The organism is Pantoea sp. (assembly GCF_028283705.1).
Classification (GTDB): Bacteria; Pseudomonadota; Gammaproteobacteria; order Enterobacterales; family Enterobacteriaceae; genus Pantoea.
Genome location: NZ_JAPWKD010000017.1, coordinates 1 through 26,331, shown reverse-complemented (window position 1 = coordinate 26,331; position 26,331 = coordinate 1). Strand labels below are relative to the sequence as shown.

Genomic DNA, 26,331 nt, shown 5'->3' with positions numbered 1-26,331 from the left:
GGTTGATTATTTTTTCGCAGCCATAAATGCACTGAGCTGCGAGAAGGTGATATAGCCTTTTTTCGCTGTATCTATTTCAGCAAAATGCTGAGCGACACGCGGCATACCCGCCTGCGCTTCTGCCAGCGTCAATTTGCCATCATGATTGGTATTTGCAGCATTGAAACGATCCTGTACTCGCTGCATAAATGCACCGGTCGGCGCTGCGCTGGCAGCACTGATAAAGACGAAACCTGCAACCAGCATCAGAAACTTTTTCATTTATTACCTCGATTTACCGTTAATGAGAGCGAAGGGGGAAAAGCACAACCTCACGGGAAAAAGGATATAGAAAAGCCAGGCAGGAAGGGTTTCTGAATTGTTCCAGACTTATGTCATCGCATGTCATGAAGCAACTGACCGGATGCCCGGTCAGGTCAGGACGCGCTGCGTAACCACGTTGGCGGCGCTGTCCATGGAGTAGACGATCGGCACCCCGGTTGGCACATGTAAGCGGGTAATCGCCTCGTCACTGAGTTTTTCGAGGAAGGTCATCAGCGCGCGGAGTGAATTGGCATGCGCCACAATTAACACTGTTTTACCGGCCCGTAACTCAGGCACCACCACCTGTTGCCAGTACGGAAGCACCCGATGCAGGGTCATGTACAAACTCTCTCCCGCAGGCAAGTCATGCAGGGCAATGTGTCGATAGCGGGGATCGGTCTTTAGCCTGGCGGGTGCCTCTTCATCCACCGGTGGAACGCCGTGCAACGTTCTGCGCCAGCGGAAGACATTCTCTTCACCCAATGTATCAACGGTTGCGGCTTTATTCAGTCCCTGCAACGCCCCGTAGTGTCGTTCATTAAGACGCCAGGTTTTGTCCACCGGCAACCATGCGCGATCCAGCTGATCCAGCACACGCCAGGAGGTATGGATGCAGCGGGTCATCACCGAACTGCAAACAAAGTCAGGCATCAGTGATGCTTTCCTGATTAGCGCGCCCGCCCGCTCAGCCTCCAGATACCCCTGTGGCGTCAGCGGCACGTCTGTCCAGCCGGTATAACGATTTTCAAGGTTCCACTGACTTTCGCCATGACGTAATAAAATAAGCGTCGATGTATGCATGCTTTATCCCATAAAGGGCCGGGCCGTGAAGCCCGGCCTGTAATCAGGCACGGCGGATAAACGCCCCCAGCCCGGCGTACTGAGCGTCCTGTCCAAGTTCCTGCTCGATACGCATCAGCTGATTATATTTTTCAACCCGCTCTCCCCGGCAAGGCGCGCCGGTTTTGAGATGTCCGGCCCGCAGCGCGACGGTCATATCCGCAATAAACGTATCGGTGGTTTCGCCACTTCGATGCGATATGAACGCCCCCCAGCCATGACGCTGGCACAGCGCAACGGCATCGAATGTCTCGCTCAACGTGCCTATCTGATTAAGCTTGATAAGTGCTGCGCTGGCGAGGTTTTCCTGAATCCCACGTTGGATGTATTTCACGTTGGTCACAAACAAATCATCGCCAACCAGTTCTGCCCGGCTTCCCAGCTGTTGATGGAGATATTTCCAGCCGCTCCAGTCATCCTCGGCCAGACCATCTTCCAGCAACACAATCGGAAATTGATCCAGCAGCTCGCTATAATACGCCGTCATTTCTCTGGCGCTCAGCGCGGCATTTTCCGTGCGCAGATGATATTGGCCGTCACGGTAAAACTCACTCGATGCCGGATCAATACAAATACTGATATCTTCACCGGGCTGGTAGCCCGCTTTCTCGATGGCCTGAACGATCAATGCCAGCGGCTCACGATTTGACGACACCGCAGGGGCAAAACCTCCCTCGTCACCTACTCCGACGGAAAGGTTTTTTTCCAGCAGCAACTGACGGAGGGCCTGATACACTTCACTGCCCTGACGCACCGCCTCCTTCAGACTCGCAGCCCCATGCGGGGCTATCATAAATTCCTGAAAGTCAGCGCCCTGCCCTCTGGCATGGACACCCCCGTTGATGATGTTCATGCAGGGAACCGGCAACAGATTAGCACGCAGCCCGCCCAGATAACGATACAGCGGCTGACGCGTGGCCAGCGCTGCCAGCCTGGCAACGGCCAGCGATGCGCCGAGAATGGCATTGGCCCCTAACCGGCTTTTGTTTTCTGTTCCGTCCAGTTCGAGCATGACGTTATCAATGACACGCTGTTCACGCACATCAATATCGGCTACTGCTGCACTGATCTCTTCGCAAACAGCCTGAACCGCATCCTGCACGCCTTTTCCACCATAACGCGTGTGCTCGCCGTCCCGTCGTTCGTGGGCTTCGCGAGTTCCGGTACTGGCCCCCGAAGGGACGGAGGCTCTGGCCATCAGCCCATCAGTGGTAAATGCCTCGACCTCAACGGTCGGATTACCGCGTGAATCGAGAATTTCACGCGCAGTCATTCTGTCGATGTTCAAATTCATGTTTCTCTCCTGCGGTTCAGCTACGGGTGTGCTTGATAAGTACATCGACCGTCAAATGGTTGATGTATTCCAGTGAGCGTGAGGCCAGTAACCCCATGAAACGATTGCGGTGTCCGGCAATCACCAGGTCAATACCTCGCTGTTTAATGCATTGATCCACATCCTCGAATCGGTTGATTGTCACCAGCTCGCAGGTATCAACCACCACCGGCGCAGCCTTAACCAGTTCACTCAACCATGATTTCGCCCTGATAATGTCTTGCGAAACCTTGTCATCCATGACGCTGTCGGATACGTAATTCATTTCGCGATAGTCTTCGCTGATATGTGCCAGCGTGATTTTCATTCCCGTCTGCTGTGCCAGCACAGCAGCATGATTCAGCAGCAATGCGCCATCCTGCTGGTCGTGAACCAGCACCAGCGCATGGGTATAAGATTTCATGCTTCACCCCCGGCTTTGTTCAAGGTGATGATGAAGCCAGGGCAACAGCTGTTTTTTCCTGCTGAGCATCCCGGGAAGTGAGCAGGGCCCGACATCTTTCAGTGCCCGACCGGCAAAATAGAGCGTGGAAAAATTGTCGGTGATATCTGTCACCATCAACACACCCAGCCCAGCCCCGGACTGTGTGACCTGATGCTGCAATTCCTCACAAAGCGCGGTAATCAGATGAGAAACCTGAGACTGGTTCATCACTTCGATCTGCGAAATGCGAACATCCGTACCCGCGATCACGAACGCTTTGAGGTCCTTCTCAAGCAGGTGCTGGGGTGACAGTCCGGCAAGGTCGGTTTTCGCGCTCAATAAATGACGACCGAAGGTTTTACGGTTGATGCCGGTTCGAACGCAGAGCTGGGTAACGGTGCAAATATCCTCTTCCGTCGTCGTTGGCGACTTCAGATTCACGGTGTCGCTGAGGATGGCCCCCAGCAGCAGAATGGCGTGTGATGAGGCCAGACTGTTACGATCGGCTTCATCCATCAGTAACCAGAGCACGGTAGCGCTGCTCCCTACCGGCTTTATCCACACTTCTGGCGGCAGCTGGGTGACCAAACCGCCGAGCCGGTGGTGATCGATAATGCCGATAACGTTGCTTTGAGCCAGATCGCCCGGCCCCTGAGCAGGCTCGGTGAAATCGACCAGCCAGACATCCTTACCTGCCAGGGGAAGCGTAAGTCGTTCCGGCAGGGGCAAGCCTGCTTCAGCGAAAATAAAACGCGTTTCCCGATTGGCCTCACCCGCACGCCAGGCGTGAGCGGGACGATGTTGCCGGTTTAACCAGTGAGCGGTAACCACTGCCGTACAGATGGCATCACTGTCAGGATTGATATGGCCTGTAACATGTATCAAAGGAGTATCCCCGCAGCAGGAAGTATGCGGGCTGGGTGAATTCTGATCAGCCTGACATACCTCTCAAGTCATTAAGAGTCATATCAGGCGTCATCAGCCCCGAACGGGGCGGTTGTGGGAAGGTGGAACGCCATCACCTTTGAGGCCAGTCTAGAACAGGTGAATTTATTTGTCAGCTGATTCGTTGGCTGTTGCGACAGAGTTCGCGGCTAACTACTGGATTGATAACATAATTATGAGTGGGTCATCAGCTGGAAGAGAAAAGGCGTTTGCGTTTCCTGGCAAACTTCGCTGCGCCAGCCGCTACGATGCAGTATTTTTTCCAGACCCGCAACATTGCCGGTTAGCCGTGCCATCAGTGGCGCAATCTGTCCACCGTCAGCATCGAAGGAAACGTCCAGTCCGGATCGTGACAGATATATCGCGTCGAGTTCGCCGTTGGTGACCACCGTATTACGCCCTGACCATTCTCTGTCGCTGAGCACCCGATAGACCCATTGCATTTGTTTTGCGGTTTCAATGGCGTAGGTCAGACGGAACAGGTCGTTCTGCTGGGACAATTCTCCCGTACAGGAGCGCCATAGATAATCGAGTTTGTGTCGCAGTTTTGCTGCGGGTCCAAATGCCCGGCCCTGTTTCAACAACCACTGGATATCACTGGCAACTTCACGGGGAAAACGATGTTGCTTCAGCGCAGTGGCCAGCCAGCGCGTCAGGAAAACATTTTCCTGTGATTCCGAGCTGACCAACCCATCATGTCTCGCCAGTTCAAGAGCGATCAGTGCGCACCATGCCAGATGCCCGGTTTTTTCGGTTAAGGATTGCGTCATCACCGCAACATCTCCTTGTAATCCATGATTATTCCGTTGAGAGTTAGTGAAGTACAACTCACCTAAAATGTAAATAGCTTGTATCTAATTTGTTGCTTTTGGGAAGTTCCCCCCCCCTGCAGATAGCAGGTTAAAAAGGGATCTTTGTTGCACCTGTCCATTATTTTCATTCTGGCATCAGGTTATCCTCCAGCATCATAATCGAGCTGCTTTGCATTTTATTTTCGGGCGGACCCGACGGCGCTAATAACCTGCCCCATGAACTTTTGGACACAACAAGTTAAGAAGGCGAGCACAAAACCGACCTGAAATTATCGTCAATATGCTGCCGAACTGAACTATAGTTCAACTCGCCCTAAAGGAAAGATGTATTTGCAATTACGTGATCGGATTTGAAACGTAGTAGAGAAGCGTAAGGATAAATTAAGAATTGTACCGATACCCCTGGCAAGTTTCTGAGTAAAATAAATAATTCATCATGGTGATGACAACATTTATCATAAAAAACCTCGTTGCCTCCCAAAAATAACCCCCGACATCATTATTTTTATAGTCAACGTTAAGTTTCCCCTTTTCCATAGTGACGCGTGAGTATATACTCATTTCACAGACTTATTTTAAATCTTAGATTCGTCATACTTTACTCGTTCAACGACACCGTTTGGAGATTTCCATGAGTGATTCACTTAAGGCGCTAAATAACATTCGTACACTGCGTGCGCAGGCACGTGAACTGGCTCTGGCCGATCTGGAAGAAATGCTTGAGAAGTTCAGCGTTGTTGTTTCAGAACGTCGTGAAGAAAGCCATGCGGAAGAAGCTGCTGTTCGTGAGAAAGCAGAGAAGCTGGCTAAATATCGTGAGTTGCTGCTGGAAGACGGTATCGACCCGACTGAATTACTGGGTTCCCTGCAGGGTGCAGGTAAACCACGTGCGAAACGTGCTCCGCGTCCGGCTAAGTATAAATATATTGAAGACGGTCAGGAAAAACACTGGACTGGCCAGGGTCGTACCCCTGCGGTCATTAAAGCTGCGATCGAAAGCGGTAAATCGCTGGATGACTTCCTGATTTAATCCTAAGGATTTTCAGTAAGTTAAAAACCACGCGGGGTTTCACACCGCGTGGTTTTTCTATTGGTTACGTGTTGCCTCTTTCATCGATCTCACAAAAGAATAGAGTTCAGTCAGCATCGCGTCTGGCGCATTAATGTTGCGTTCTATTATTTTTACTACCGCAGAACCTGATATAACACCTGCAATACCACTTTTCATCACTTCTCTGATTTGTGCTGGCATTGATATGCCAAAACCTAACATTGCTGGTAGGGCATTAAAGCGCCTGAGCGATTCAAGGATATGTGGCGAAGGCAGACCCGCCCTATTTTCAACGCTGATCACACCGGCACGTGAAAGCAGATAAGTATAACCTCCGCCCTATCCTGATACTTTTTCTAAGGTAGTCATGTCAGCATTAGGTGGAGCAAAGAATACTGTGGAAATGCCACAGCGCTCAGCGGCTTCACGAAACTCTTTTGATTCCTCAACCGGAACATCGCCAATCAACACAGAATCCACACCAGCCTGTGCACATCATAATTTCAAATGACAGCTCAGGATTGGGATCCCCAAGGGTGACATAGGGAACAAAAGCCCCTTCTTTATTCTGCTCCAGGCGATCAAACATAATTTTATAGCGATCCATCTACACACTCCTTTAAGGGTGAAAACCGGTTGCATCTTCGGAATATGAATCTGATATCGCAGCTTGTTTAAGTTTATGTGAAGGGAGCTTGCTTCCACAGCGGCGTGAACTTACATCAACTCTCTGGCTTGTTTACAAATCAGCTGCCTCAACCATTGTTGTGCTTTGCTGGCATCGGAGCGCCGGTGCCAAAGCAAATCAAACTGGATCTGCGGCATCTCAAGTGGAGGATTGAACATCAATACGTTTTCATTTTTTTCGCTGGCTAATGCACTGCGTTTTAACACTGTCGCAATAAACTGCGTTTGCTGGATCACCCCGATGACGGCGAACATGGAAGGCAATGTCAGGCGCAAATCTCTGGTCAGTCCCATCACCTTAAGGCGTTCATCTACCAGCCCATAATGATTACCTTCGGGCGAGACCAGGATATGGCCCGTGCTCAAATACGACGCCAGCGTCATCCCCTCGCGTGCCGCTTCACTATCCCGCTGGACCAGGGTGACAAACTCATCACGAATTAATGGCAGCGACAATATTCTGTTTTCAGATCTCGTCGGCGCGATGCCGATCACCAGGTCAATTTTGCCACTATCCAGCAGGGCAACAGATTCATCACGATCGATATATGACTGCACATGAATCGTCACCCCTGGCGCCTGCTGATTGACCGCTTTCATTATGCCGGGCAGTAACACCATCATCGGGTATTCCGACATTCCGAGCGTAAATGACATGCTTCTGTTGGCCGGAGAAAATTCATCCGGGGCCAACAGATGAGTCAGTTCATCCAGCGCTTTAGACACATGCAAACCGATTTCTTTTGCCCGCGCGGTCGGCAGCAGTCCTGAAGCGCTGCGAATAAAAAGCGGATCGGCAAAATGCGTGCGTAAACGGGAAAGCGCGGCACTCATGGCAGGCTGACTGACTGAAGCTTTGGTCGCGGCTCGGGTCACATTTTTCTCTTCCATCAACGCGGCAAAAGCCACCAGAAGATTCAGGTCAAGCCCCCTAAAATCCATAATTCGTATAATCCTCTATATCTACTATTTATTTTAATTATAGCGGGTGCGGATGTGATACTGACTGCGAAGTACAGATTAATCATAAAAAATCATCAGCCAGAGGAATGAAGCAATGTCAGGTAATCACGAGACCGTAAATCGTCTTATGGCCGAACGTCAGGCCGTTGAAAAACTTTATCAGGCTTTCAGCCTCCAGAATCCTGATTTGGTTGATGAGGCGGTCACACCAGAATGGGATGATATTCCTCTAGCCCCCGGGCAGACTGCGGGTCCTGCAGGGCTGAAGCCTATCATCAGGGAGTTTATCCATGCTTTCCCGGATGTTCAGATCATCATTCACGATCTGATCCAGGTTCCCGGTCAGATTGCAGTACGGGCGGAAATTACCGGAACACATCAAGGGACAATCATGGGGATTGAAGCTACCGGAAAATCGGTCAGTTTTCGACTGCATGAGTTCCATCAGCTTAATGGCGAGCGTATTACCACTACCTGGCATATGGAAGACTGGTTTGGGCTGTTTATGCAGCTAGGCCAGTTTCCGCCACGTGCGTAGTAAGGTTTAGCAGCGCGATTTATGGCGCTGCTTCATCGTTCAGATACTTGTGCGCCTGGATTTCAATTTTGATACCCACTTATAGGACTCAGCCTTACCATCAGCACCTCTCCTCCAGTCGCGTTCGAGTGGATCATTTAAAGGCGCAAAAAAGAAACTGCTGCCATCACTGATCCTGTAATGATAAGACTTTTCATTTTTATATTGTTCCCAGCCGAAAACATTCGCGGGGTGAGAATTTTTATGATCATTATGTCCAAATTGATCATCACAATGTGATGGACTTGCTGCTGGCCACCAGCCTTCTTTGTAAATATCTATTCCTGTGAGTGCGACAGAACCATAAATCCTTCCTCTGTTAGTCGTTCTTTTTATATCCCAAATATCCTTATTCCTGAATCTGTGCTTATCCGATTTAAACAGGTCACATTTAGAATAGAAATCGTCATTGGTCTTTCTCGGGGAAACTCTATAGTTTTTATCGATCTTCATCAATGCAGCCAAAATCGCCGGACTATTCTTTATCGCGGTGATGACTGGATTACCATACGTTAATATTCCACTTGTGTATTTTTTTAGAGGGTCATAGACCGGGCAGTGAAACTTTCTGGTCATACTGATATCCACGTCAAAGTATGTCCCACCATAGTGGTATAAAGCAACAAGACGCGTAACATCTGAAGCCGCCGCATGATTCGCAAAACTGCCGCCATGCTCCCTCGACCAGGCGGCATAAACACCTTGCGGGAATGCAGAGAAAAGTGGGCGCGGATCTTCTGTTATTAAGAAGCGTATTTCATCTTTTTTATCGCTAAAATTAAACGCAAGATAGCGATATTTAGCATCATCACCGTTAAGCATTTTCTCCAGGGTACGATTAATCGTGCCCGGACAGGTCGTCCAGATTTTAATCTCGAATTCAGGGTTAATCCTCCTGAAATTGAGGATATTAGCAAGATGAGCCCCCGGTGCACCGTTTCCTTCCCAGACAAAGTGGACTATTTCAGGTACTTTAATCGAACAGTCCATTTTCTCACTAACTTCATCAGAAACATTCGAACCCGGATGCGTTATTTCCGTATTATTTATCGAGATTATACTTTGCTGAGCATGAAAAGATGAGTCCACGCGGCATCGGTTAGAAAGAGATAAGTTTGATGCAGACGAAATAGCGTTTGTGACAGAAAGCATATTATCTCCTTAGATATGAATCATTATTCTTCATACTCGAATTACGGCCCTTCCTGGCAGGGATATTTTATTGCATAATAATGGCTAAAATCGTCTATTATCATCACATATTACGATAATGACCTATAGACAAAGAGAGCTAATATGATTTCAAAGGATAATGCCGAACATTATATCTGGGGTGATGGGTGCGATGGCTGGTACCTGCTTAAGCGGCAGGATATGCTGATTATTCACGAGAAAATGCCCGCCCATACTCAGGAAAAAAGGCATTATCATTCTGTTTCCAGACAGTTTTTCTTTGTGGTTAATGGCATCCTGACCATGGAACTTGAGGGTAAAAAGCAGGAAATTTCTGCCCTGCAGGGCATCGAAATTCCTCCCGAAGCAAAGCATCAGGCCAGAAATGACTCTGATTCAGCGGTGGAATTTATTGTCATTTCACACCCCACAACACGTGGAGATCGTTCCGATTTGCAAGGATGACAGTTCTGATCATAATGCCAGTGAGGCTACGCACGTAGCCTCACTGGCACCTTTTTCAACCAATATATTTAAAACCTGCAATACATAATATCCATCACTTCACCATTTTTCCGGATATATTCCCTATGGCTGGCAGCGAAATAATAACGATAGAGTTTTGCAACGCGCGCATTGGTGACATAGCCCAGCAATCCAACATAGTATTTTTGTGCCGGATAGTTTCTTTTCCACCATTTCATCAGGCTGATGCCTGTACAGGAGGATCCCGCCTGAGCACAAATGGGGCCAATTCTTAGCCAGTCTTCATCCTCAAGGTGTGCGTGGCTGACACCGACGTAACCCACGATGCGATGCTTATCCAGAGCGATGGCCGAACGTTGCTCACTTAACTGCTGTGTAAGATTTTCCACCTCAACCGGAGGCAATGAACCCCGGCTTTTCCCTGATTTCCCAGGCAAATCCATGCAGTAACTGTTAATCAGTTCATAAATATCAGTGACATCGTCAACTGTCGCCATGCGAAAAGACAGAGACTTGTTTTGCATTGGCTGGGACCTCCGTATCAGGCAAAGAAATACTGACTTCCCCTCCGGCGGCCAGAGTATTGACCTGGGCCAGACTTAATCCTTCAGCCTGCATCAGGAAGTTAACTATCACCCAATGCTGAGCCGCTTCCGCTGTAAAGTCGCCGAACATACGGTGATATTCAGTCAACCAAAGAACGAGTTCCTCTGCCATTAACTGACCAGATGTCGCGCTCATGTAATCATGGAAAGAACCACTCTGGTGATGAATAAAGTCCTTACCCGGCAGAATGCTACACAGCCCCGGATACAAACGTGTTTGCAGGATAAAAGCATGCCAGACGTTATCAACGTCCTGGCTCACTGGGACGAAAGCTTTTTTATTGATTGTCGAACAAATCCATAAAAATTTCAGACATTCATCAATCAATTCATGCCTTAGCATTTCCGTATAATCGGTGAGAAAGTCAAAAACGATATCAATATATTCTGGCGACATTAAGCCCCGAATGTCATTTGCACTCATCTTTGTTGTTTGTTGCATACCAGCCTCAGAGAATAATGATATCTATTCAGTTTATGCTACGCAGGAAAATATCCAGCCTGCCTTGATAAACCCCGGTAATAAAGCCATCTTTGACGATGGCTTTATGAGTTCTGCATCCTGAACAGACTCAGGCATGACCCCCGGCAAAACAACGCGCCATACAGCCCGCTGAAAGTGCCTGGATTTTTTCCATAGCGTCTTTAGTTTGCAGCATTTGAATAAGAGATACGGTGTTTAAGCGGATGGTCATTTTAAATATCCTTGTACTCATCATGGTGTTTTATCGTTTAGCCCACCACAGGCTGGCTTTTTTCCAGCCAGGGCCGACAACGAACCATGCTAGTTTCGGATTGCTCTGAGAAAAATAGTTAGCGACTAAAATCAGTGAATATTCAGAAACAGGAAAATTACCACACTCTCAGCGGGAGAGACTCTGGCTGGTTATCACTGACATTTTCTGAGGCCATCTGCTTGTCCGCAATGAAACAATTGATCATCAGAATATGATTGATATGTAAAGGTATAAATAACGGAGGTTATTCATGATAAAGGACGCAGAGTTCGTCAGGAAGAAAACAAGGGCAATTGAAATTATGGCGAGTAAAGGCATGTGGAGCAGTAACTATGCGCCTCCTTTGTACCGCCTTTTATGGAAAATGGGAGTGAACATTCCTCCACCACCGTTTACCTCTTTCCGGACAAATATGTTCATCTTCTCAATCATGTTTGGCCCTGTATGGGGATTGATGATGTGGGTAACCTTTTGGAAGAATGCCGGTAACGGCCTGCTCTCCGTGTTCTTAACCGCAATAATTGCCGGGCTACTGTTTGGTTTTTCCATGGCCGTATTCCACTACTGGCGAAAAGCGGTCAACAAACTGCCTGAATGGGAACAGCTTTAAGGCTGACTGGGTGCCCCCCTGTTTTCCCTCAATGGCCAGCAGAAATTCAGGCCAGGAGAAAAACCTGCCGGACGCTGATGCCGGCAGGTCAGTGTAGCGGTATTTACTGATGGATCGCATGTCTGACTTCATCAGCCGTCAGCGTCTGTAAAAACAGATCGCTGCCGGGCTGAAACAAGGTCGCGGTTGCCAGGTTGCCGGTCACCACCGGGGCGAACCCCGCCGCCTGCGTCAGTTGTGCTACCGTATCCAGCGCGTTCTTATCGTCACCGGCCAGCGGCACAGCGAGCGCCTCGCCTGTGCGATGTGCATCGGCGGCCAGGCTGGCAGCCGCCAGCGAATTGAATCCCCGCACCACCCTTGAACCGCTGAAAAGACGGGCACTGTAGACACCACTACCGGCCTGTAACGCCTGAGTGGCCACTTCACCATCCCTTTGCGGATAAGGATTGGCGACATCCAGCACCACTTTTCCCTGCAAAGGCTCAGCCAGACTTTTCGCCAGCGCCGGTAAGGCGCCATAAGGCACCGCCATCACCACCACGTCACCGAATTTTGCCGCCTGTAACGGGGTACCTGCCTGGGCATGCGATCCCAGCGAACTGACCAGCGACTGCAACTCCTGAGGGTGGCGAGAAGCAAAAAACACTGAATAACCGGCCTTTACCCACAGCCGCCCCAGCGTTCCCCCCATATCACCCGCACCAATAACCCCGATGCGCGGCAGGGACGCAGCCAAAACACTGGCGCTGCCCGCCAGCATCAGTAAAAAAGAACCAACCAGAACCTTCGCGAAGCGTGACATAGTGAATTCCTTAATGTGATGGACATCACAAAGTATACATAGAAATCCAGGTATCAACGCAACGCCAGTCAAACCAGTAAACACTCAGGATGGAAAGTGCATCACCAACATATCAATGAATTGCCGGACTTTTGCCGCCAAATGTTTGCGATGCGGGTATACCGCATTAATGGCGATGTCCCTGCCTGCCCAGGCGGGGAATAACCTGACCAGACGCTGATGATGCACATCGTCAGCCGCCAGAAATGAGGGCATCAGGGCGATCCCCATGCCCGCCACAGCAGCATCTTTTATCGCTTCCCCACTGTCGAAGCGCAGACGGCGATTGCCAACTATGGCAATCTCAGCACCCGCCTTCTCAGCCAGTTGCCAGACACCTGAGTCAGACTGAAGGCCATATATCAACCTCTGATGGGACCCAATTTCATGAATATTTTCTGGTGTCCCATGCTGTTGCAGATAAGCGGGTGACGCGTACATAAAATGCTGGCAGTGGGTAATGCGGCGGGCAACCATTAATGAATCGACGGGGAGATCCCCCATTCTGATACCCAGGTCGAAACCCTCTTCAACTAAGTCGATAATCCGGTCAGTAAAACTGATTTCAATTTCCAGTTCAGGCCATTTTTTCAGGAATTCATTCAGCAGCGGCAAAATCACGATGCGGCCAAACGCTGAGGTTACTGTGAGACGCAAAGTCCCTTTCGGTTCGGGATTATCCTGCCTGACGCTACTTTCAGCTTCATCAATATCCGCCAGGATCTGCACGCATCGTTCGTAAAAAAATTGTCCATCGGTGGTCAGTGACAAAGTACGGGTCGAGCGATGCAGCAAACGCGTGCCCAGATGCGTTTCCAGCCGGGACAGCGCCTTGCCCGCAGCTGACCGTGTCAAGCCCAACGCTTTCGCGGCCGCGACAAAACTTCCCATTTCGACGATCGCCACGAAGGTGCGCATGGTCCTGAGCTCCATGCCAGCACCCGCATGCGGCTCAGTGATGAATGTACGGATACCCATTGTAGAAACCTATTCCCTGACTGTTTGGTTAAATTACTTATAGAGAAAATTATTCACCAGGAGAGCGAGCAATGTTACCTGTTAATGCGCAAAAAGCGTTAGATGGCTGGAAAGAGGCAGCGATGCCGGTATTACTAAAAATGCAGGGTGCCAGAGATCAAAGTTGGCCAGAGGCGCGCGACAGCTATGTTGCGGCGCTGGAGCGCCTTTTCCCCGCACCGGCAGGCGTGACTTTTAGCCAGGCGGATTTAGACGGCATTGCGACCATGGTGGTCACGCCGGATAACGTGATTGAAGGCCGGACCCTGTTTTATATCCATGGCGGTGGCTATGTTCATGGCGGGATAAAAGCCTACCGTGGTCTGGCCGGGAACTATGCCAGGCAGCTACGGGCGCGGGTTTACGTCCCGGATTACCGCCAGGCACCAGAATATCCCTTCCCGACCCCGATTGAAGATACCTTCACGGCTTGGTGCGCATTGCTGGCAACCGGGGTGGATGCCAAATCGCTGGCGATTTCCGGCGATTCGGCAGGGGGGGCCATGCTGGTCACCATCATGCGCAAAGCACGCGATGCGCAGATCCCGTTGCCTGCCGCCGCTGTGGCTATTTCTCCCTGGGCTGATCTGACTCACAGTGGAGCATCAGCGCGCGTCAGAAATGGGCTCGATCCCTTATGCAGCACAGAATTTCTAAACCAGCTGGCAGGTATTTTTCTGGCAGGAGAATTACCCACCCATCCTGATGCCTCACCGATTTTTGCCGATGTCAGGGATCTGCCCCCCACGCTCATCCAGATAGGTGAAAATGAAGTGATGCTGAGTGGAGCAATCCGACTCGCCGCGCATCTTGGCGAAAATCGGGTCCGCAGTTCGCTTGAGGTCTGGTCCGGGATGTTCCATGTATGGCATTTGTTTGCCGGATTGCTTCCCGAAGCCGACCAGGCATTACGCAACGCGGTGAGATTCCTCGATGATGCGTTAACACCCGTCACCTGATCATGGTCTGTAACGGCGCGATTTATCGCGCTGTTTTTTATCTGCTTAAACCCGCGCGATAAATTGTGCCGCTACAGAATGTGCCAGATTTACCGGATGCTAATAAATGCAACCCGGCTGGATATATTGAATAACAAGCAAATGGTTTTTCATCACTCTTCCTCAATAAGTTCCCTGCCAGTCGCCGTCAGTCTGACTTCGTAATAACGCGACTTGTCAGTGGGATGAGTAATAAATTCAATCAGACCTGCCCGCATCAGCGGTGCCAGGCTACGACAGGTAATATCTTTTCTGTTGCAGGCCGAAATATCCCTTCTCATTTCCAGTCCTATCGCTCTATCGCCACGCAACTTGTGTTTCGTTCCGCTCTGTATACGACGTAAAGTAATAAGCTGCACTTCTGATAACGCCATTACCCCCTCCCGAGGTGAATAGTTAGATGCCGTTTTACGGATTTCCCCATTAATCCAGATCGTTCAGGATCTGGCTTCCATTAACTATTAAGGGTTACACATCCCGGTCATTATATCGAAAAGATTTCGTAAAGAAATTGTAAGCATGAATTAAATATGGAGGAGGACAAATTCATTAGTCACTGACCTTAATTTGATTTTTTCTATCAAAATCATAGATAAAAGTCCGTTGACCGGGATAGCCGGAACCTTTAGTGTCAGGATTCAAAATTACACCAGCCCGAGACAGAAATGACGAATTCTTTTCCATACCAAATTTCTCACGAATATGGCGAAACTTTTTTAACCAGTAAGCCCGTTCGTGTTGCCACCATTTCGACCGGGCAGACTGATAGTTGCGTCACTCTGGGGATCATTCCTGTTGGCACCACACAAGGCCATGGTACGGGGGTATTTGAACCCTATTTATCGCTTTATTATCCCCAGTACGCGCGTGGCTTAGGGACAATGCGCGACCTCGGTGAGCGTAAAGATCCCGATATTGAAGCAATAAAATCCGTCCATCCGGATCTTATCCTGCTGAACTCCGCCGGATTACAGCAGCCCGAGATTCTCACCGCCCTGCAAGCCATCGCCCCTGCGGTGGTGACAAAAGGCCGCGGCACCAACTGGCGCAGCGATTTTATTAAAGTGGCGGAAGCGTTGGGTCGTCTGCCGGAGGCCGACAGTTGGTTGCAATCCTGGGATCACGATTGCCTGCATACCCGCCCGGCAGCCACCTCCATCGCCTTTATTCAGTCCAATGGTATGCGGGTAAAACTCATGGGCCGCAACTCGTTCGTCGGTTTAATCGCGAATGACTTAGGACTGAGTTGGGGAGGCGGGGAAGATTTTGATAACGTTTCCCGCGTAATTGAGCCGCAAGACCTGGCAAGTATTGATGCCGACTGGATTATCTTTGGCGGGCAGAAAAACGGTTCCAGCCTGATCCGTTCCATGGCTGGCTGGGAGAATCTGCGCGCGGTGCAGGCAGGCCAGGCTGTAGAAGTTGACTACCAACCTTACTTTAATAACGCTGGCCCCACGGCAGCACGCATCATCCTGAACCAGTTGAGAGCGATTATCGGCGGATGAGTTGTTTTAATTTGCCGTGATTTTGTTGAAATTGAGAACCATTATCATTAAATTGTTTTACTTTCTGATCATCTTCACATTGGATAAGTGATTAATACCACGATGAAAAGTAAGTCTGACCGTTCTCAATTGGCCTCGCTGGTCAAAGGGAGTTTGTGCACCTGTTTCATGCTGCTAATCAGCGTCGGGACGGGTTACGCCCGCCCCGATATGACCGCGCTGGGGCCAAATATTGCCGATAAAGGGTCCGCTTTTTACCATTTCTCGGTGCGTACCTTTGATTCTGCCGACGACCAGCGGCACTACAAAGTTTGGACCGGAATCCCCAATAAAAGCCCGCCGAAAACGGGCTATCCCGTACTGTATATGCTGGATGGCAATGCGGTGATGGACCGGTTATCCGACAGCCTGCTGGAAAAAGCAGCAGAGGGTTCCCCGCCGGTGCTGGTGGTCATCGGTTACCAGACCACCTTGCCGTTTGATCTGAATGCGAGGGCTTACGACTACACGCCAGCGGCAACCAATAATAGCGGTGAACCGCGGCAGGATGGTCATGGCCGAAGCGGTGGCGGCAGTCCTGCCTTCCGCCATTTGCTGGAGGCGACCATCGCGCCTCAGGCCGAGCAGAATCTGCCCATCAACCCGTTAAAACGCGGCATCTGGGGCCATTCCTATGGCGGGTTATTTGTACTGGATACGTATCTCTCCTCGCCATTTTTCACATTCTATTATTCAGCCAGCCCTTCGCTGGGGCGGGATAATTTCCGGCTGCTTAATGAGATGACATCCGTCAGCAAAGACCGCTTCAGCCATAAACAGCTGGTACTGATGGAAGGCAACGGTGACAGCAGACAGGATCCCAACACCGGCCCATCGAATGTACTGCGTGCCGTGCGGGATACCGTATCCAGCCTGCGCGCCAGCGGCGTGACAGCGAGCTGGGCGCTGTTTCCCGGGCTGACACATGGCGCGATGTTCACGCCATCGTTTCAGTCAGCACTGTTACGCCTGTCTGAGGCACCCTGAGAGGCGTATTGGGACAGTTAAAAAACCTCCTTATTAATCCCTAACCGCTTCATCCGTGATAGCAGCGTGGTGCGCTTAATGCCCAGGCGTTGAGCCGCACCACGAGGGCCTGCCACCACGCCGTTGGTTTCTTTCAGCACCCGCATGATCAGCTGATACTCATCCTCCCCGGCGTGGTCTTCCGCCGCTGGCGTGACAGGCTCGCTGCCTTCCGCCCGTGGACGATAATCAATGTCCGGTAGCGAAAGATGCAGCACATTGCCTCGCGTCAGCAGCACCGCCCGTTCGATCACGTTTTCCAGCTCGCGCACATTACCGGGCCACTCCATGCGCCGCAGGGTACGCAGGGTCTCAGCCGGAATGCTGTCGATATTACGATTCATGCGACGGGCAATTTTAAAGGTCAGGGATTTCACCAGCAGCGGGATGTCCTCCGGACGTTCACGCAACGGTGGCAGCCGGATGGGAAAGACGTTGAGTCGGTAATAAAGGTCGTTACGAAACTCACGCTCAGACACCATTTGCTTCAAATCGCGGTTAGTGGCAGCGATCAGGCGCACATCGACTGTCAGTAATTTGTTACTACCGAGACGCTCAAACTCCTTTTCCTGCAATACACGCAACAGTTTGGGTTGTAATTCCAGCGGCATATCGCCCACTTCATCAAGAAACAGTGAGCTTTTATCCGCCAGTTCAAAGCGGCCAATGCGCTGGGTATTGGCACCGGTAAAAGCGCCGCGTTCGTGGCCGAACAAATCACTTTCCAGCAGCCCGGCGGGCATGGCGGCGCAGTTCATTTTCACCATGCGGTGCCGATTGCGTTCACTCTGATTATGGATAGCGCGCGCAATCAGTTCTTTACCGGTCCCGGTCTCGCCGAGGATCAGTACCGTACTGTCGCTGCGGGCCACCATTTCCACCTGCTTCAGCACATGGGTCATCACTTCGCTGCGACCAATAATTTCTCCGGACTCACCAGCTACATTATCGATCTGTTCAGTGATATACAGATCACGGCCCACCAGATTTTCTTTCAGCCGCTTGATTTCCTGCCAGGCCAGCGCATTATCCAGCGCGATGGCAATACGCTCAGCAATCTGTTGCAGCAACTGCAAATTGGCCGGTGTAAAGCCTCCTTCCCGACGTTGCGCCAGCTTCATCACACCCAACATGTTATCGCCAAATTTTAACGGCAGCAGGCAGAGCGTCCGAATCTGGTTGTGCCAGAGATCCTGAAGCAGGTGCTCAAACGAAGCGGCCTGTTCATCGCTGTAAAGGTTAAGCAGCAGCATCTCACCGCTGTTAAACACCTTCTCCGAAAGCGTCCCGGCTTCTGCCACTTCGCTTTGATCGTGTATCGGCGACGCTTCATCAACAAAATGGGTTGAGTGTATCGTCAGCCACGCTTTACGGCTGCTGCGCACCACAATCCCGACGGAATCGATGCCGAAGTGGCTGTGGATCTCGCGGGCGATTTCGCTAATCACCTCGTCAAGATCAAGCCTCGACAACACAGCGTTGGTCACTGCCACCAGTGTGCGAAAGGCATCCCGTTCGCGACTGAGTTGCAGCCGGTCATCATGGGTATCCTGCAGGCTCTGAATTTGCTGTACCACCAACCCGACCACCTGGGCCAGGGTATGCAGACGGGCCAGCTCTTTCTCACTCCAGCCACTATCGTTATCGCGAATAAATTCACAGCCGCCAAAAATATGCCCATCAGCCGCCAGTGGAAGCAGACAATAACGGCCAAAGCCATTGTAAGAATCAAGCCTGGCTACCTGTGGCCAGGTATCGCTAAACTCCGGCCAGGTGCACATCAGCGCCTCTGGCCGGGAAAGCAGACGCCGGACCGGACCCTGGGTCAGCTCCCTGATATCTTCGTGCTGCTGCTGTCTGTCAGCTTTATCCATGCCATAAAAACTCACCTGTTGATGCTGCGCATCAAAAAGCAACATATTCACGCGATCGGCTAATCCCGCCTGTTTAACCAGCTTAGTGAGGCGGCTGATCAGCGCGCCAGGATCCGGCTGTTGTAACAGCGTATGGGTGATCTCAAACAACCCTTGCTGTCCGAGATCGCTCATCGGGGTGTATGTCATTGTTGTCGTCCATTGAAAACCACCAGCAAAACTACGGGGCGGGGATATCGTCCACTATTTATCAAAATCAAAGTTTATTCAGTCTTCATTGGACAATTAATGGTTTAAGTCAACAAATGCGCGGCAAGGGTTCAGAATGCGGCAGATCCAAGACGCGTCTTATACCGTACAGGCCGCTCATTCTGACACCGGGTTGTTCTACAGCCTCACCGATGAGGGTAGCCTGGCGGCCTAAGGGGTGGCTTTGTAATGCCGCAAGAACCGCAGGAGCCGCCTCCCGCGCGGCGACAATCACCAGCTTACCTTCGTTGGCAAAATTCAGGGCGTCCAGCCCGAGCAACTCGCAAACGCCGCGCACTGCCGGTGTGATTGGCAGCTGGCTTTCGATGATTTCCATGCCGCAGCCACTGGCAGCAGCAAACTCATGCAGTACCGCATTTACGCCGCCGCGCGTGGCATCACGCAGCGCTTTCACCCCTTGCATCGCCACCAGCGGCGCAATCAGAGGCGTCAGAGCCGCGCAATCACTGTGTAAATCCCCGTCCAGCCCCAGCTGTTCACGTAAATTCAGGATGGTCGCACCGTGGTCACCCAGGGTACCGCTGACAATCAGAACATCACCCGCTGCAATCTGCGTGGCTCCCCAGTTCAGCCCGGCAGGGATGGCGCCGAGACCTGCGGTGTTAATAAATAATTTATCCGCCGCCCCACGTGGCACCACTTTGGTGTCGCCGGTGACGATGCTGACACCCGCGTCTTTCGCCGCCTGCGCCATGCTGGCGACCGTGCGTTCCAGTGTCGCCAGCGGTAACCCTTCTTCAAGGATAAAACCACAGGAAAGCCAGCGTGGTTGTGCACCGCTGACGGCAATGTCATTCACCGTGCCGCACACGGCAAGTTTGCCAATATCACCACCGGGGAAAAACAGCGGATCGATAACGTAGCTGTCAGTGGAAAACGCCAGACGATCGCCACAGGCCGTCAGTTCACCCAATTCAAGCCGGGCCTGGTCTTCCTGCTCCGTCAGCCACGGGTTATCAAAGACGCGAAGGAACAGGCTGGCGATAAGCTGCTGCATCGCCCGGCCACCACTGCCGTGGGCTAATTCAATGGATTTCATGCATTAATTTCCTGACTTCTGTACTGATACCAGGCTGCGCAGGCTCCCTCGGAAGAGACCATTAACGCGCCAAAAGCATTTTGTGGATTGCAGCCGCTGCCAAACATCGGGCACTGATGGGGTTTACAGCGTCCGGTCAGCACATCACCGCAGCGTGCACGCGGATCGTCGTACACTTGCTGCGGTTGAGGCCGGAAATGGGCCTCCGCATCAAACTGGCGATAAGGCTCCGTTATCCGCACGCCGGATTCCGCGATCACCCCTAACCCGCGCCACTCTGACTCACCCTGTAGGCAAAAAACCTCGCGCATGGCGCGCTGCGCCAGGGTATTTCCGGCATCCGGCACCACGCGTTTGTACTGATTTTCTACCTGGCTGTGACCCGCAATTTTTTGCTCTACCAGCATCAACACGCCCTGCAATAAATCCAGTGGCTCGAAACCCGCCACCACCAGCGGTCGGCCGAACTGATCAGCAATAAAATCGTAGGCGGCTGTACCGATCACCATGCTGACATGGCCTGGCGCCAGAAAAGCATCGATGCCGTTGTCTGGTTGAGAAAGCAGGCTACGCAACGTCGGGATCAGAGTGATGTGCTGACAAAAGAAGGTGAAGTTACTCACTCCCAGCGCTTTGGCCTGCTGCAACGTGATGGCGGTGGCGGGCATGGTGGTTTCAAAACCCAGGCCGAAAAACACCACCTTGCGCTGGGGGTTTTGCCGCGCCAGATGCAGGGCATCCATCGGCGAGTACACCACCCGCACATCCGCCCCACGCGCTTTGGCCTGCAACAGCGAACCGTTCTTACCTGGCACGCGCATCGCATCGCCAAAAGTGCAGAAAATCACCTCCGGGTGGCTGGCGATTTCGATGCAACTATCGATGCGTCCCATCGGCAATACGCAGACCGGGCAACCCGGCCCGTGAATAAACTCGATGTTCTTCGGCAACAACTGGTCGAGGCCAAAACGGAAAATGGCGTGGGTATGACCACCGCACACCTCCATCATGCGCAGTGGTCGCTGTTCGTTGTAGGCCAGCAGGGGTGCGCGTGTCTGCAACCGGTCAATCAGTTGCATCACCCTGGCAGGATCGCGGTATTCATCCACGTAACGCATCAGCCACGCTCCTCACCATAAAGCAATGCACCGACATCCGGTTCCACCGCAAACATGTTTTGCAGCGCGTCAAGCGTATCGCGGGCTTCGGCTTCGTCAATCACGCTCATGGCAAAACCGACGTGCACCAGTACCCACTGCCCCACGGCGGCATCACCCACCAGCGCCAGATTGACATCGCGCTGTACACCACAGACGTCCACTCTGGCGCTGCCATCAGCTTCGCGCGCCACAATTTGGCCGGGGATCCCTATGCACATCGTTCCGCCTCCAGCCAGTCGATCCACTCATCCATTCCGGCACCGCTGGTAGCGGAAAGGCAGATGATTTTTATGTCCGGATTCACCTCTCGGGCATACGCCAGGCACTTCGCCACGTCGAACTGCAAATAAGGCAGCAGGTCGATTTTATTCAGCAACATCAGCGACGCAGCTGCGAACATATATTTGTATTTCAGTGGCTTATCTTCACCTTCGGTGACTGAAAGGACCGCCACTTTGTGACGCTCTCCCAGATCAAAGCCTGCCGGACACACCAGGTTGCCGACGTTCTCAATAAACAGCACACCCTCCTCCGCCAGCGGCAGGCGCAGCATGGCATCGCGGATCATCTGAGCATCAAGATGGCAGCCTTTGCCGGTGTTGACCTGAATCGCAGGCGTACCGGTGGCGCGAATCCGCGCGGCATCGTTGACCGTCTGCTGATCCCCTTCAATCACGGCGCAGGAAACGCGCCCCTGCAAGCGCTTCAGTGTTTCAGTTAGCAGCGTGGTTTTACCAGAACCGGGGCTGGAGACCAGATTCAGCGCCAGCTGGTGTTGTGCCGCAAACTGCGCGCGGTTATAAGTCGCCAGCTGCTGGTTTTTATCCAGCACATCCAGTTCTATTTCCAGCATCCTGCGCTGGGTGATGCCCGGCGCGTGGGTGCCCGCCACGCCGTGGCCGTAATGCAGGTCGCCCTGTTGATCTTCCGTGGGGGCGAATTTCACGCCGGTGATTTGCTGCACCGGACGCCCAACCGGCGCAAATGGCGCGCTGCGAAACGCCGAATGCGGGTTGCGCTCGTCCCCTTCAATATACCGGTTGCCTTCGCCGCAACCGCAGGTACTACACATGGTTTATCTCCTGATCAATTTCCAGCCGCTTAATCTGCACACCATCGTCCGCCACGATACGCAGGTCACTACCCGCGCATTGCGGGCAGCGCCTGACTCGCTGAGTCAGTAAGGTGACGTATGCCTGACAGGCATGGCACCAGCACTCCGCTTCCTGCTGATGGAGATGCAGCTCGCAGCCTTCCGCCAATGTGCCGCGGCACGCCAGTTCAAAGCAGAACTCCATCGCGCTGGTCTCAACGCAGGAAAAAGCACCAACCTCAAGCCAGACACCGGTTACACGACGAGCGGCATGTTGTCGTGCGTGGCTCTCAATCAGTTCGACCGCACGCTGGCAAAGCGTTATTTCGTGCATGTACCACCTCCGGGGTTAACTGAGGCGGGTAATGCAAGGACGGTGCCAGGCAGAGCGTCACCCTGATGGCAAAGATGACGAAATGACACGTCACTTTCGGCGAATGCTGGCGGATTAAATATTATTAATCAATAAATACAATAAGTTAAAAACATGGCACGAAACATGCCTTATGGGGATATCAGCACAATACAGAGTGAAACAAAGATGGACATTAGGGAACTGAGTGAAAAAGCAGAATACATCGCCGACAAGCATCAACGTATGCAGGCCCAGTGGAAGCTATACGGCAATACCCTGACCCAGGGGATTACGCTGGCAAAAGCCAGGCTGTATCACACCGTGGCATCCAGCCCAAACGATGAACTGCGCTTCTTCCTGTTTGATCACTTCGTGATCCAAATCCGGCCTGCCAGGGGCTTCAACAGCCACAGCATTGAGTATCAGCTCGAACTGCCGCAGGGGGGAGGCAACATCATGATTGCCCGAGTAAATATGAATGAAGAAGGCCGCGTGGACGACCGCTTCAGCAATCGCGACCGTGACCAGGTGCTCGCCCACTACCTTGATCTGATCCGTCCGGTTTACGACAGCCTCTATCTCGCGGCACATGAAAACATTCCTGTGTCGATAGAACAGCTGCAACGCGCCGTTGTGTGAGTCACGCTGGGTGTCGAAAACTGTCGAAGCGGCAGGATATCGGCATGGTTTCGTCAAAAATGACGACATTCACCTGAGGAACCCGTTGGTGAACCGTTTTGTTATCGCTGATTCAAAATTATGTATTGGTTGCCATACCTGCGAAGCGGCCTGTGCCGAGGCACACCGCCTGCAGGGTTTGCAATCCATGCCACGCCTGAGAGTAATGCGTAACCGGGATGAGTCGGCACCGCAGCTATGCCGTCACTGCGAAGATGCGCCCTGCGCCGGTGTCTGTCCGGTAAATGCCATCACCCGGCAGGATGGCGCAGTACAGCTCAACGCCAACCTGTGCGTCAGTTGCAAACTGTGTGGCATTGCCTGCCCGTTTGGTGCCATAGAATTTTCCGGCAGCCGCCCGGTATCGATCCCCGCCAATGTCCATAGCGCCAAAGCCCCACCGGCACCGCCGGATCCGGCCAGCGTCAGTACGCTGCTGGACTGGGTGCCAGGTGTGCGGGCCGTGGCAGTGAAATGCGATCTGTGCAACTTCGATGAAAGTGGCCCCGCCTGTGTACGCACCTGTCCGACCAAAGCGTTACGTCTGGTCGATAACAGCGACATCGCCATCGCCAGTAAGCGCAAGCGCGAGTTAACCCTTGGGGTGACGCTCGGCGACCTGAGCCTGTTCAGCCAGCCAGAGGCAAGAAAATGAATGCATTGATTCTGATTCACTGGGCGTTGCCGGGATTGCTTACCAGCGCGTTGCTGGCAGGAATCACCGCGCCTGCGCGCCCGCTCAGCGGTTTTATTGCCGGGGCAGGCGGCGCAATAAGCTGCGCGCTGCTGCTGGCGGCGGGTATACAGGGGTTGACCGGGTTCAGCGGTAGCACCCTGCTCTGGCACTGGCAGCTACAGCTCAATGCTTTTAATGCAGTGTGGCTGGTGACGGTGGCCGCTTGTGGCCTGTTTATCTCGCTGTTTAACATCGCCTGGCACCAGCATCACTCCATCAAGGCCAACGGGTTGCTGGTCAACCTGATCCTTGCTGCCAGCGTGGCCGCCCTGGTGGCCGATAACTTCGCAACCCTGGTGCTGATGGCAGAAATCGTGTCACTGGCGGGCTACTTCCTCACTGGCTGTCGCCAGTCCGGGCAGCTATGGTTTGCCCTCGGGCGGCTCGGTACCCTGTTGCTGGTGCTGGCCTGCTTCCTGCTGTGGCAGCAATACGGCACCCTCAGCTTTAGCGAGTTACGCCTCGCGCTGCATGGCACGGCGGTTTCACCGCGGGTGCTGATTGCAGGCCTGCTCGGCTTTGGCCTGCTGGCGGGCATCATCCCGCTGCACGGCTGGGTGCCACTGGCACATGCCAATGCCCCGGCCCCGGCGGCGGCGCTGTTTTCTGCGGTGGTACTGAAGATTGGAGTGTACGGCATCATGCGTTTTTCGCTGCTCAGTGATGTTGTGCCGCTGTGGTGGGGCGTGCTGATTCTGGTGCTGGGGATGGTGACGGCGTTTATCGGCGGGCTGTATGCGCTGATGGAACATAACATCCAGCGCCTGCTGGCTTATCACTCGCTGGAAAATATCGGCATTATCCTGCTTGGGCTGGGTTGCGGTCTGACGGGGATGGCGCTTAACGAGCCCGTGTTGACGGCACTCGGCATGACCGGTGGCCTGTACCATCTGTTCAACCATAGCCTGTTTAAAACCACGCTGATGCTGGGATCGGGCGCAGTGTGGTATCGCACCGGTCATCTCGACATTGAAAAGCTGGGCGGGATTGGCAAACGGATGCCGCTGATTTCACTGGCGATGCTGACCGGTCTGATGGCGATGGCCGCGCTGCCGCCGCTGAACGGTTTTGCCGGGGAATGGGTGATTTATCAGGCTTTCTTCCACCTTGGCAGCCTGCCCCCCTTTATCGCTCGCCTGATTGGACCGCTGCTGGCCGTTGGGCTGGCGATTACCGGTGCGCTGGCAGTGATGTGTATGGCGAAAGTGTATGGCGTGACTTTTCTTGGCGCACCCCGCACCTCTCAGGCTGAGCATGCCAGCAACGCCCCCTGGCTGATGAATCTCTGCGTCGGTGTGCTGGCGCTGTGCTGCATTGTGGCCGGTGTCGCCGCTCCCTGGCTGTTGCCGCTGTTACAGCAGGCTGTTCCGCTGCCGCTGCAAACCGCACAAACCACCGTATCTCAACCGATGATCGCCCTGCTGCTGATCGCCACGCCGCTGCTGCCATTCATCCTGATGATCATCCTGCGTGGTGACCGCTTGCCAAACCGTTCACGCGGCGCAGCCTGGGTGTGCGGCTATGGTCACGAGCAGGCGATGGTGATCACCGCAACTGGATTTGCCCAGCCGGTAAAAGCCGCCTTTGCGCCGCTGCTGCGCCTGCGTCACACCCTGAACCCGGGTAGCTGGATGCCGGGCTGGCGCGGTGAGTGGCTGGCCGGATTCTTTCGCCGCCTGGCGTTTATTGAGCTGGCGATTTTGCTGGTCGCGGTCATTGCCTGAGGAGCTAACATGACGACGTTTTTATTTGCCCTGATCCAGGCTCTGGTGCTGTTTTTTGTCGCGCCGCTGTTGTCTGGTGTCACCCGCATGGCCCGAGCACGCCTGCATAATCGTCGGGGTCCTGGCGTGTTACAGGAATATCGCGATCTGCGCAAACTGCTGGGACGCCAGAGCGTAGCGCCTGCCGCCTCCGGCTGGGTATTCCGCCTGATGCCGCTGGTGATGGTCGGCGTGATGCTGACCATTGCCACCACGCTACCGGTGGTGACACTGGCCTCGCCACTGTCACCATTAGGTGACATTGTCACGTTAATCTATCTGTTCGCCATCGCCCGCTTCTTTTTTGCCATTGCCGGGTTAGATACCGGCAGCCCGTTTACCGGCATCGGTGCCAGCCGCGAAGCGATGCTCGGCGTGCTGGTGG

Annotated in this window: 31 protein-coding genes, 1 pseudogene and 1 riboswitch; of the genes and pseudogenes, 11 read left to right on the top strand and 21 right to left on the bottom strand. The window is 52.8% G+C overall.

Annotated elements, in window-relative coordinates; all coding sequences use genetic code 11:
- Nucleotides 1-6: 6 nt before the first annotated feature.
- The 6 genes from PW844_RS15150 to PW844_RS15125 all read right to left on the bottom strand — a co-directional run bounded on the left by PW844_RS15150 (nucleotide 7) and on the right by PW844_RS15125 (nucleotide 4,615).
- Nucleotides 7-261 (bottom strand): EF-hand domain-containing protein, encoded by a 255-nt coding sequence (locus tag PW844_RS15150; protein ID WP_299453313.1) that lies wholly within the window; start codon nucleotides 259-261, stop codon nucleotides 7-9.
- Between the two features lie 150 nt (nucleotides 262-411).
- A complete protein-coding gene (locus tag PW844_RS15145) occupies nucleotides 412-1,104 on the bottom strand; it encodes a 2,3-bisphosphoglycerate-dependent phosphoglycerate mutase (protein WP_299453311.1) in 693 nt (230 codons plus the stop codon).
- Between the two features lie 43 nt (nucleotides 1,105-1,147).
- Entirely contained in the window at nucleotides 1,148-2,437 is a 1,290-nt protein-coding gene (gene eno / locus PW844_RS15140; protein WP_299453308.1) for a phosphopyruvate hydratase, read from the bottom strand.
- A gap of 16 nt (nucleotides 2,438-2,453) precedes the next feature.
- The gene (locus PW844_RS15135; RefSeq protein WP_299453305.1) at nucleotides 2,454-2,879 is read right to left on the bottom strand and encodes a universal stress protein; all 426 of its coding nucleotides are present in this window, start codon (nucleotides 2,877-2,879) and stop codon (nucleotides 2,454-2,456) included.
- A gap of 3 nt (nucleotides 2,880-2,882) precedes the next feature.
- The gene (locus PW844_RS15130) at nucleotides 2,883-3,785 is read right to left on the bottom strand and encodes a DHHA2 domain-containing protein (protein ID WP_299453302.1); all 903 of its coding nucleotides are present in this window, start codon (nucleotides 3,783-3,785) and stop codon (nucleotides 2,883-2,885) included.
- A gap of 77 nt (nucleotides 3,786-3,862) precedes the next feature.
- Nucleotides 3,863-3,932: riboswitch (Fluoride riboswitch) on the bottom strand.
- Nucleotides 3,933-4,018: 86 nt separating this feature from the next.
- The gene (locus PW844_RS15125; protein ID WP_299453300.1) at nucleotides 4,019-4,615 is read right to left on the bottom strand and encodes a DUF2913 family protein; all 597 of its coding nucleotides are present in this window, start codon (nucleotides 4,613-4,615) and stop codon (nucleotides 4,019-4,021) included.
- A 673-nt stretch (nucleotides 4,616-5,288) separates the two neighbouring features.
- Here PW844_RS15125 and PW844_RS15120 point away from each other — a divergent pair.
- The gene (locus PW844_RS15120) at nucleotides 5,289-5,687 is read left to right on the top strand and encodes an H-NS family nucleoid-associated regulatory protein (RefSeq protein WP_299453297.1); all 399 of its coding nucleotides are present in this window, start codon (nucleotides 5,289-5,291) and stop codon (nucleotides 5,685-5,687) included.
- Nucleotides 5,688-5,744: 57 nt separating this feature from the next.
- On the opposite strand, the pseudogene trpA reads toward PW844_RS15120, so the two are convergent.
- Both trpA and PW844_RS15110 read right to left on the bottom strand, forming a co-directional pair.
- Nucleotides 5,745-6,315, bottom strand: a pseudogene (gene trpA / locus PW844_RS15115) (tryptophan synthase subunit alpha).
- A gap of 110 nt (nucleotides 6,316-6,425) precedes the next feature.
- Nucleotides 6,426-7,337: a LysR family transcriptional regulator gene (locus PW844_RS15110; protein WP_299453294.1), complete on the bottom strand. Its 912-nt coding sequence runs from the start codon at nucleotides 7,335-7,337 to the stop codon at nucleotides 6,426-6,428.
- 115 nt (nucleotides 7,338-7,452) lie between these two features.
- Between PW844_RS15110 and PW844_RS15105 the strand changes: the two genes are divergently transcribed.
- A complete protein-coding gene (locus PW844_RS15105) occupies nucleotides 7,453-7,896 on the top strand; it encodes an ester cyclase (RefSeq protein ID WP_299453291.1) in 444 nt (147 codons plus the stop codon).
- Between the two features lie 39 nt (nucleotides 7,897-7,935).
- On the opposite strand, the gene PW844_RS15100 is transcribed toward PW844_RS15105, so the two are convergent.
- Nucleotides 7,936-9,087, bottom strand: a complete 1,152-nt coding sequence (locus tag PW844_RS15100; protein WP_299453288.1) for a glycosyltransferase — start codon at nucleotides 9,085-9,087, stop codon at nucleotides 7,936-7,938.
- A gap of 144 nt (nucleotides 9,088-9,231) precedes the next feature.
- On the opposite strand from PW844_RS15100, the gene PW844_RS15095 reads away from it, so the two are divergent.
- Complete coding sequence (locus PW844_RS15095; RefSeq protein WP_299453285.1) at nucleotides 9,232-9,573, top strand: cupin domain-containing protein; 342 nt, start codon at nucleotides 9,232-9,234, stop codon at nucleotides 9,571-9,573.
- Between the two features lie 68 nt (nucleotides 9,574-9,641).
- Here PW844_RS15095 and PW844_RS15090 read toward each other — a convergent pair whose 3' ends face one another.
- The 3 genes from PW844_RS15090 to PW844_RS15080 all read right to left on the bottom strand — a co-directional run bounded on the left by PW844_RS15090 (nucleotide 9,642) and on the right by PW844_RS15080 (nucleotide 10,894).
- Nucleotides 9,642-10,118, bottom strand: coding sequence for a hypothetical protein (locus tag PW844_RS15090; RefSeq protein WP_299453283.1), 477 nt, complete (start codon nucleotides 10,116-10,118; stop codon nucleotides 9,642-9,644).
- Nucleotides 10,078-10,641 carry a hypothetical protein gene (locus PW844_RS15085; RefSeq protein ID WP_299453281.1) on the bottom strand — a complete coding sequence of 188 codons (564 nt, stop codon included), beginning with the start codon at nucleotides 10,639-10,641 and terminating at the stop codon, nucleotides 10,078-10,080. Before PW844_RS15085 ends, PW844_RS15090 begins: the two co-directional genes overlap by 41 nt.
- Before the next feature lie 130 nt (nucleotides 10,642-10,771).
- The gene (locus PW844_RS15080; protein WP_299453279.1) at nucleotides 10,772-10,894 is read right to left on the bottom strand and encodes a hypothetical protein; all 123 of its coding nucleotides are present in this window, start codon (nucleotides 10,892-10,894) and stop codon (nucleotides 10,772-10,774) included.
- 292 nt (nucleotides 10,895-11,186) lie between these two features.
- Between PW844_RS15080 and PW844_RS15075 the strand changes: the two genes are divergently transcribed.
- Complete coding sequence (locus PW844_RS15075; RefSeq protein ID WP_299453277.1) at nucleotides 11,187-11,546, top strand: DUF6404 family protein; 360 nt, start codon at nucleotides 11,187-11,189, stop codon at nucleotides 11,544-11,546.
- A 103-nt stretch (nucleotides 11,547-11,649) separates the two neighbouring features.
- On the opposite strand, the gene PW844_RS15070 is transcribed toward PW844_RS15075, so the two are convergent.
- Complete coding sequence (locus PW844_RS15070) at nucleotides 11,650-12,351, bottom strand: NAD(P)-binding domain-containing protein (RefSeq protein WP_299453275.1); 702 nt, start codon at nucleotides 12,349-12,351, stop codon at nucleotides 11,650-11,652.
- Nucleotides 12,352-12,435: 84 nt separating this feature from the next.
- Nucleotides 12,436-13,323: a LysR family transcriptional regulator gene (locus PW844_RS15065; protein WP_299453273.1), complete on the bottom strand. Its 888-nt coding sequence runs from the start codon at nucleotides 13,321-13,323 to the stop codon at nucleotides 12,436-12,438.
- A 116-nt stretch (nucleotides 13,324-13,439) separates the two neighbouring features.
- Here PW844_RS15065 and PW844_RS15060 point away from each other — a divergent pair, with 116 nt between their 5' ends.
- Nucleotides 13,440-14,366: an alpha/beta hydrolase gene (locus PW844_RS15060; protein ID WP_299453271.1), complete on the top strand. Its 927-nt coding sequence runs from the start codon at nucleotides 13,440-13,442 to the stop codon at nucleotides 14,364-14,366.
- Nucleotides 14,367-14,518: 152 nt separating this feature from the next.
- On the opposite strand, the gene PW844_RS15055 is transcribed toward PW844_RS15060, so the two are convergent.
- Nucleotides 14,519-14,779, bottom strand: coding sequence for a hypothetical protein (locus PW844_RS15055; RefSeq protein ID WP_299453268.1), 261 nt, complete (start codon nucleotides 14,777-14,779; stop codon nucleotides 14,519-14,521).
- A gap of 291 nt (nucleotides 14,780-15,070) precedes the next feature.
- Between PW844_RS15055 and PW844_RS15050 the strand changes: the two genes are divergently transcribed.
- Complete coding sequence (locus tag PW844_RS15050; protein WP_299453266.1) at nucleotides 15,071-15,913, top strand: ABC transporter substrate-binding protein; 843 nt, start codon at nucleotides 15,071-15,073, stop codon at nucleotides 15,911-15,913.
- 168 nt (nucleotides 15,914-16,081) lie between these two features.
- Complete coding sequence (locus tag PW844_RS15045) at nucleotides 16,082-16,939, top strand: alpha/beta hydrolase (protein ID WP_299453263.1); 858 nt, start codon at nucleotides 16,082-16,084, stop codon at nucleotides 16,937-16,939.
- A gap of 17 nt (nucleotides 16,940-16,956) precedes the next feature.
- On the opposite strand, the gene flhA is transcribed toward PW844_RS15045, so the two are convergent.
- From flhA to hypA, 6 genes are all read right to left on the bottom strand, one after another.
- The gene (gene flhA / locus PW844_RS15040) at nucleotides 16,957-19,041 is read right to left on the bottom strand and encodes a formate hydrogenlyase transcriptional activator FlhA (RefSeq protein WP_299453261.1); all 2,085 of its coding nucleotides are present in this window, start codon (nucleotides 19,039-19,041) and stop codon (nucleotides 16,957-16,959) included.
- Nucleotides 19,042-19,150: 109 nt separating this feature from the next.
- Nucleotides 19,151-20,161, bottom strand: coding sequence for a hydrogenase expression/formation protein HypE (hypE, locus tag PW844_RS15035; protein ID WP_299453259.1), 1,011 nt, complete (start codon nucleotides 20,159-20,161; stop codon nucleotides 19,151-19,153).
- The gene (gene hypD / locus PW844_RS15030; RefSeq protein WP_299453258.1) at nucleotides 20,158-21,279 is read right to left on the bottom strand and encodes a hydrogenase formation protein HypD; all 1,122 of its coding nucleotides are present in this window, start codon (nucleotides 21,277-21,279) and stop codon (nucleotides 20,158-20,160) included. The genes hypE and hypD overlap by 4 nt, the downstream gene beginning before the upstream one ends.
- A complete protein-coding gene (locus tag PW844_RS15025; protein ID WP_299453257.1) occupies nucleotides 21,279-21,539 on the bottom strand; it encodes a HypC/HybG/HupF family hydrogenase formation chaperone in 261 nt (86 codons plus the stop codon). The genes hypD and PW844_RS15025 overlap by 1 nt, the downstream gene beginning before the upstream one ends.
- Nucleotides 21,530-22,393: a hydrogenase nickel incorporation protein HypB gene (gene hypB, locus PW844_RS15020; RefSeq protein ID WP_299453256.1), complete on the bottom strand. Its 864-nt coding sequence runs from the start codon at nucleotides 22,391-22,393 to the stop codon at nucleotides 21,530-21,532. The genes PW844_RS15025 and hypB overlap by 10 nt, the downstream gene beginning before the upstream one ends.
- Nucleotides 22,386-22,748 (bottom strand): hydrogenase maturation nickel metallochaperone HypA, encoded by a 363-nt coding sequence (gene hypA, locus PW844_RS15015; RefSeq protein ID WP_299453254.1) that lies wholly within the window; start codon nucleotides 22,746-22,748, stop codon nucleotides 22,386-22,388. The genes hypB and hypA overlap by 8 nt, the downstream gene beginning before the upstream one ends.
- 207 nt (nucleotides 22,749-22,955) lie before the next feature.
- Between hypA and hycA the strand changes: the two genes are divergently transcribed.
- The 4 genes from hycA to PW844_RS14995 all read left to right on the top strand — a co-directional run.
- The gene (gene hycA / locus PW844_RS15010) at nucleotides 22,956-23,408 is read left to right on the top strand and encodes a formate hydrogenlyase regulator HycA (protein ID WP_299453252.1); all 453 of its coding nucleotides are present in this window, start codon (nucleotides 22,956-22,958) and stop codon (nucleotides 23,406-23,408) included.
- 88 nt (nucleotides 23,409-23,496) lie between these two features.
- A complete protein-coding gene (locus PW844_RS15005; RefSeq protein ID WP_299453251.1) occupies nucleotides 23,497-24,102 on the top strand; it encodes a 4Fe-4S dicluster domain-containing protein in 606 nt (201 codons plus the stop codon).
- The gene (gene hycC / locus PW844_RS15000) at nucleotides 24,099-25,907 is read left to right on the top strand and encodes a formate hydrogenlyase subunit 3 (RefSeq protein WP_299453250.1); all 1,809 of its coding nucleotides are present in this window, start codon (nucleotides 24,099-24,101) and stop codon (nucleotides 25,905-25,907) included. Before PW844_RS15005 ends, hycC begins: the two co-directional genes overlap by 4 nt.
- A 9-nt stretch (nucleotides 25,908-25,916) precedes the next feature.
- On the top strand, nucleotides 25,917-26,331 hold a 415-nt coding region (locus tag PW844_RS14995), incomplete at its 3' end, for an NADH-quinone oxidoreductase subunit H (RefSeq protein ID WP_299453249.1).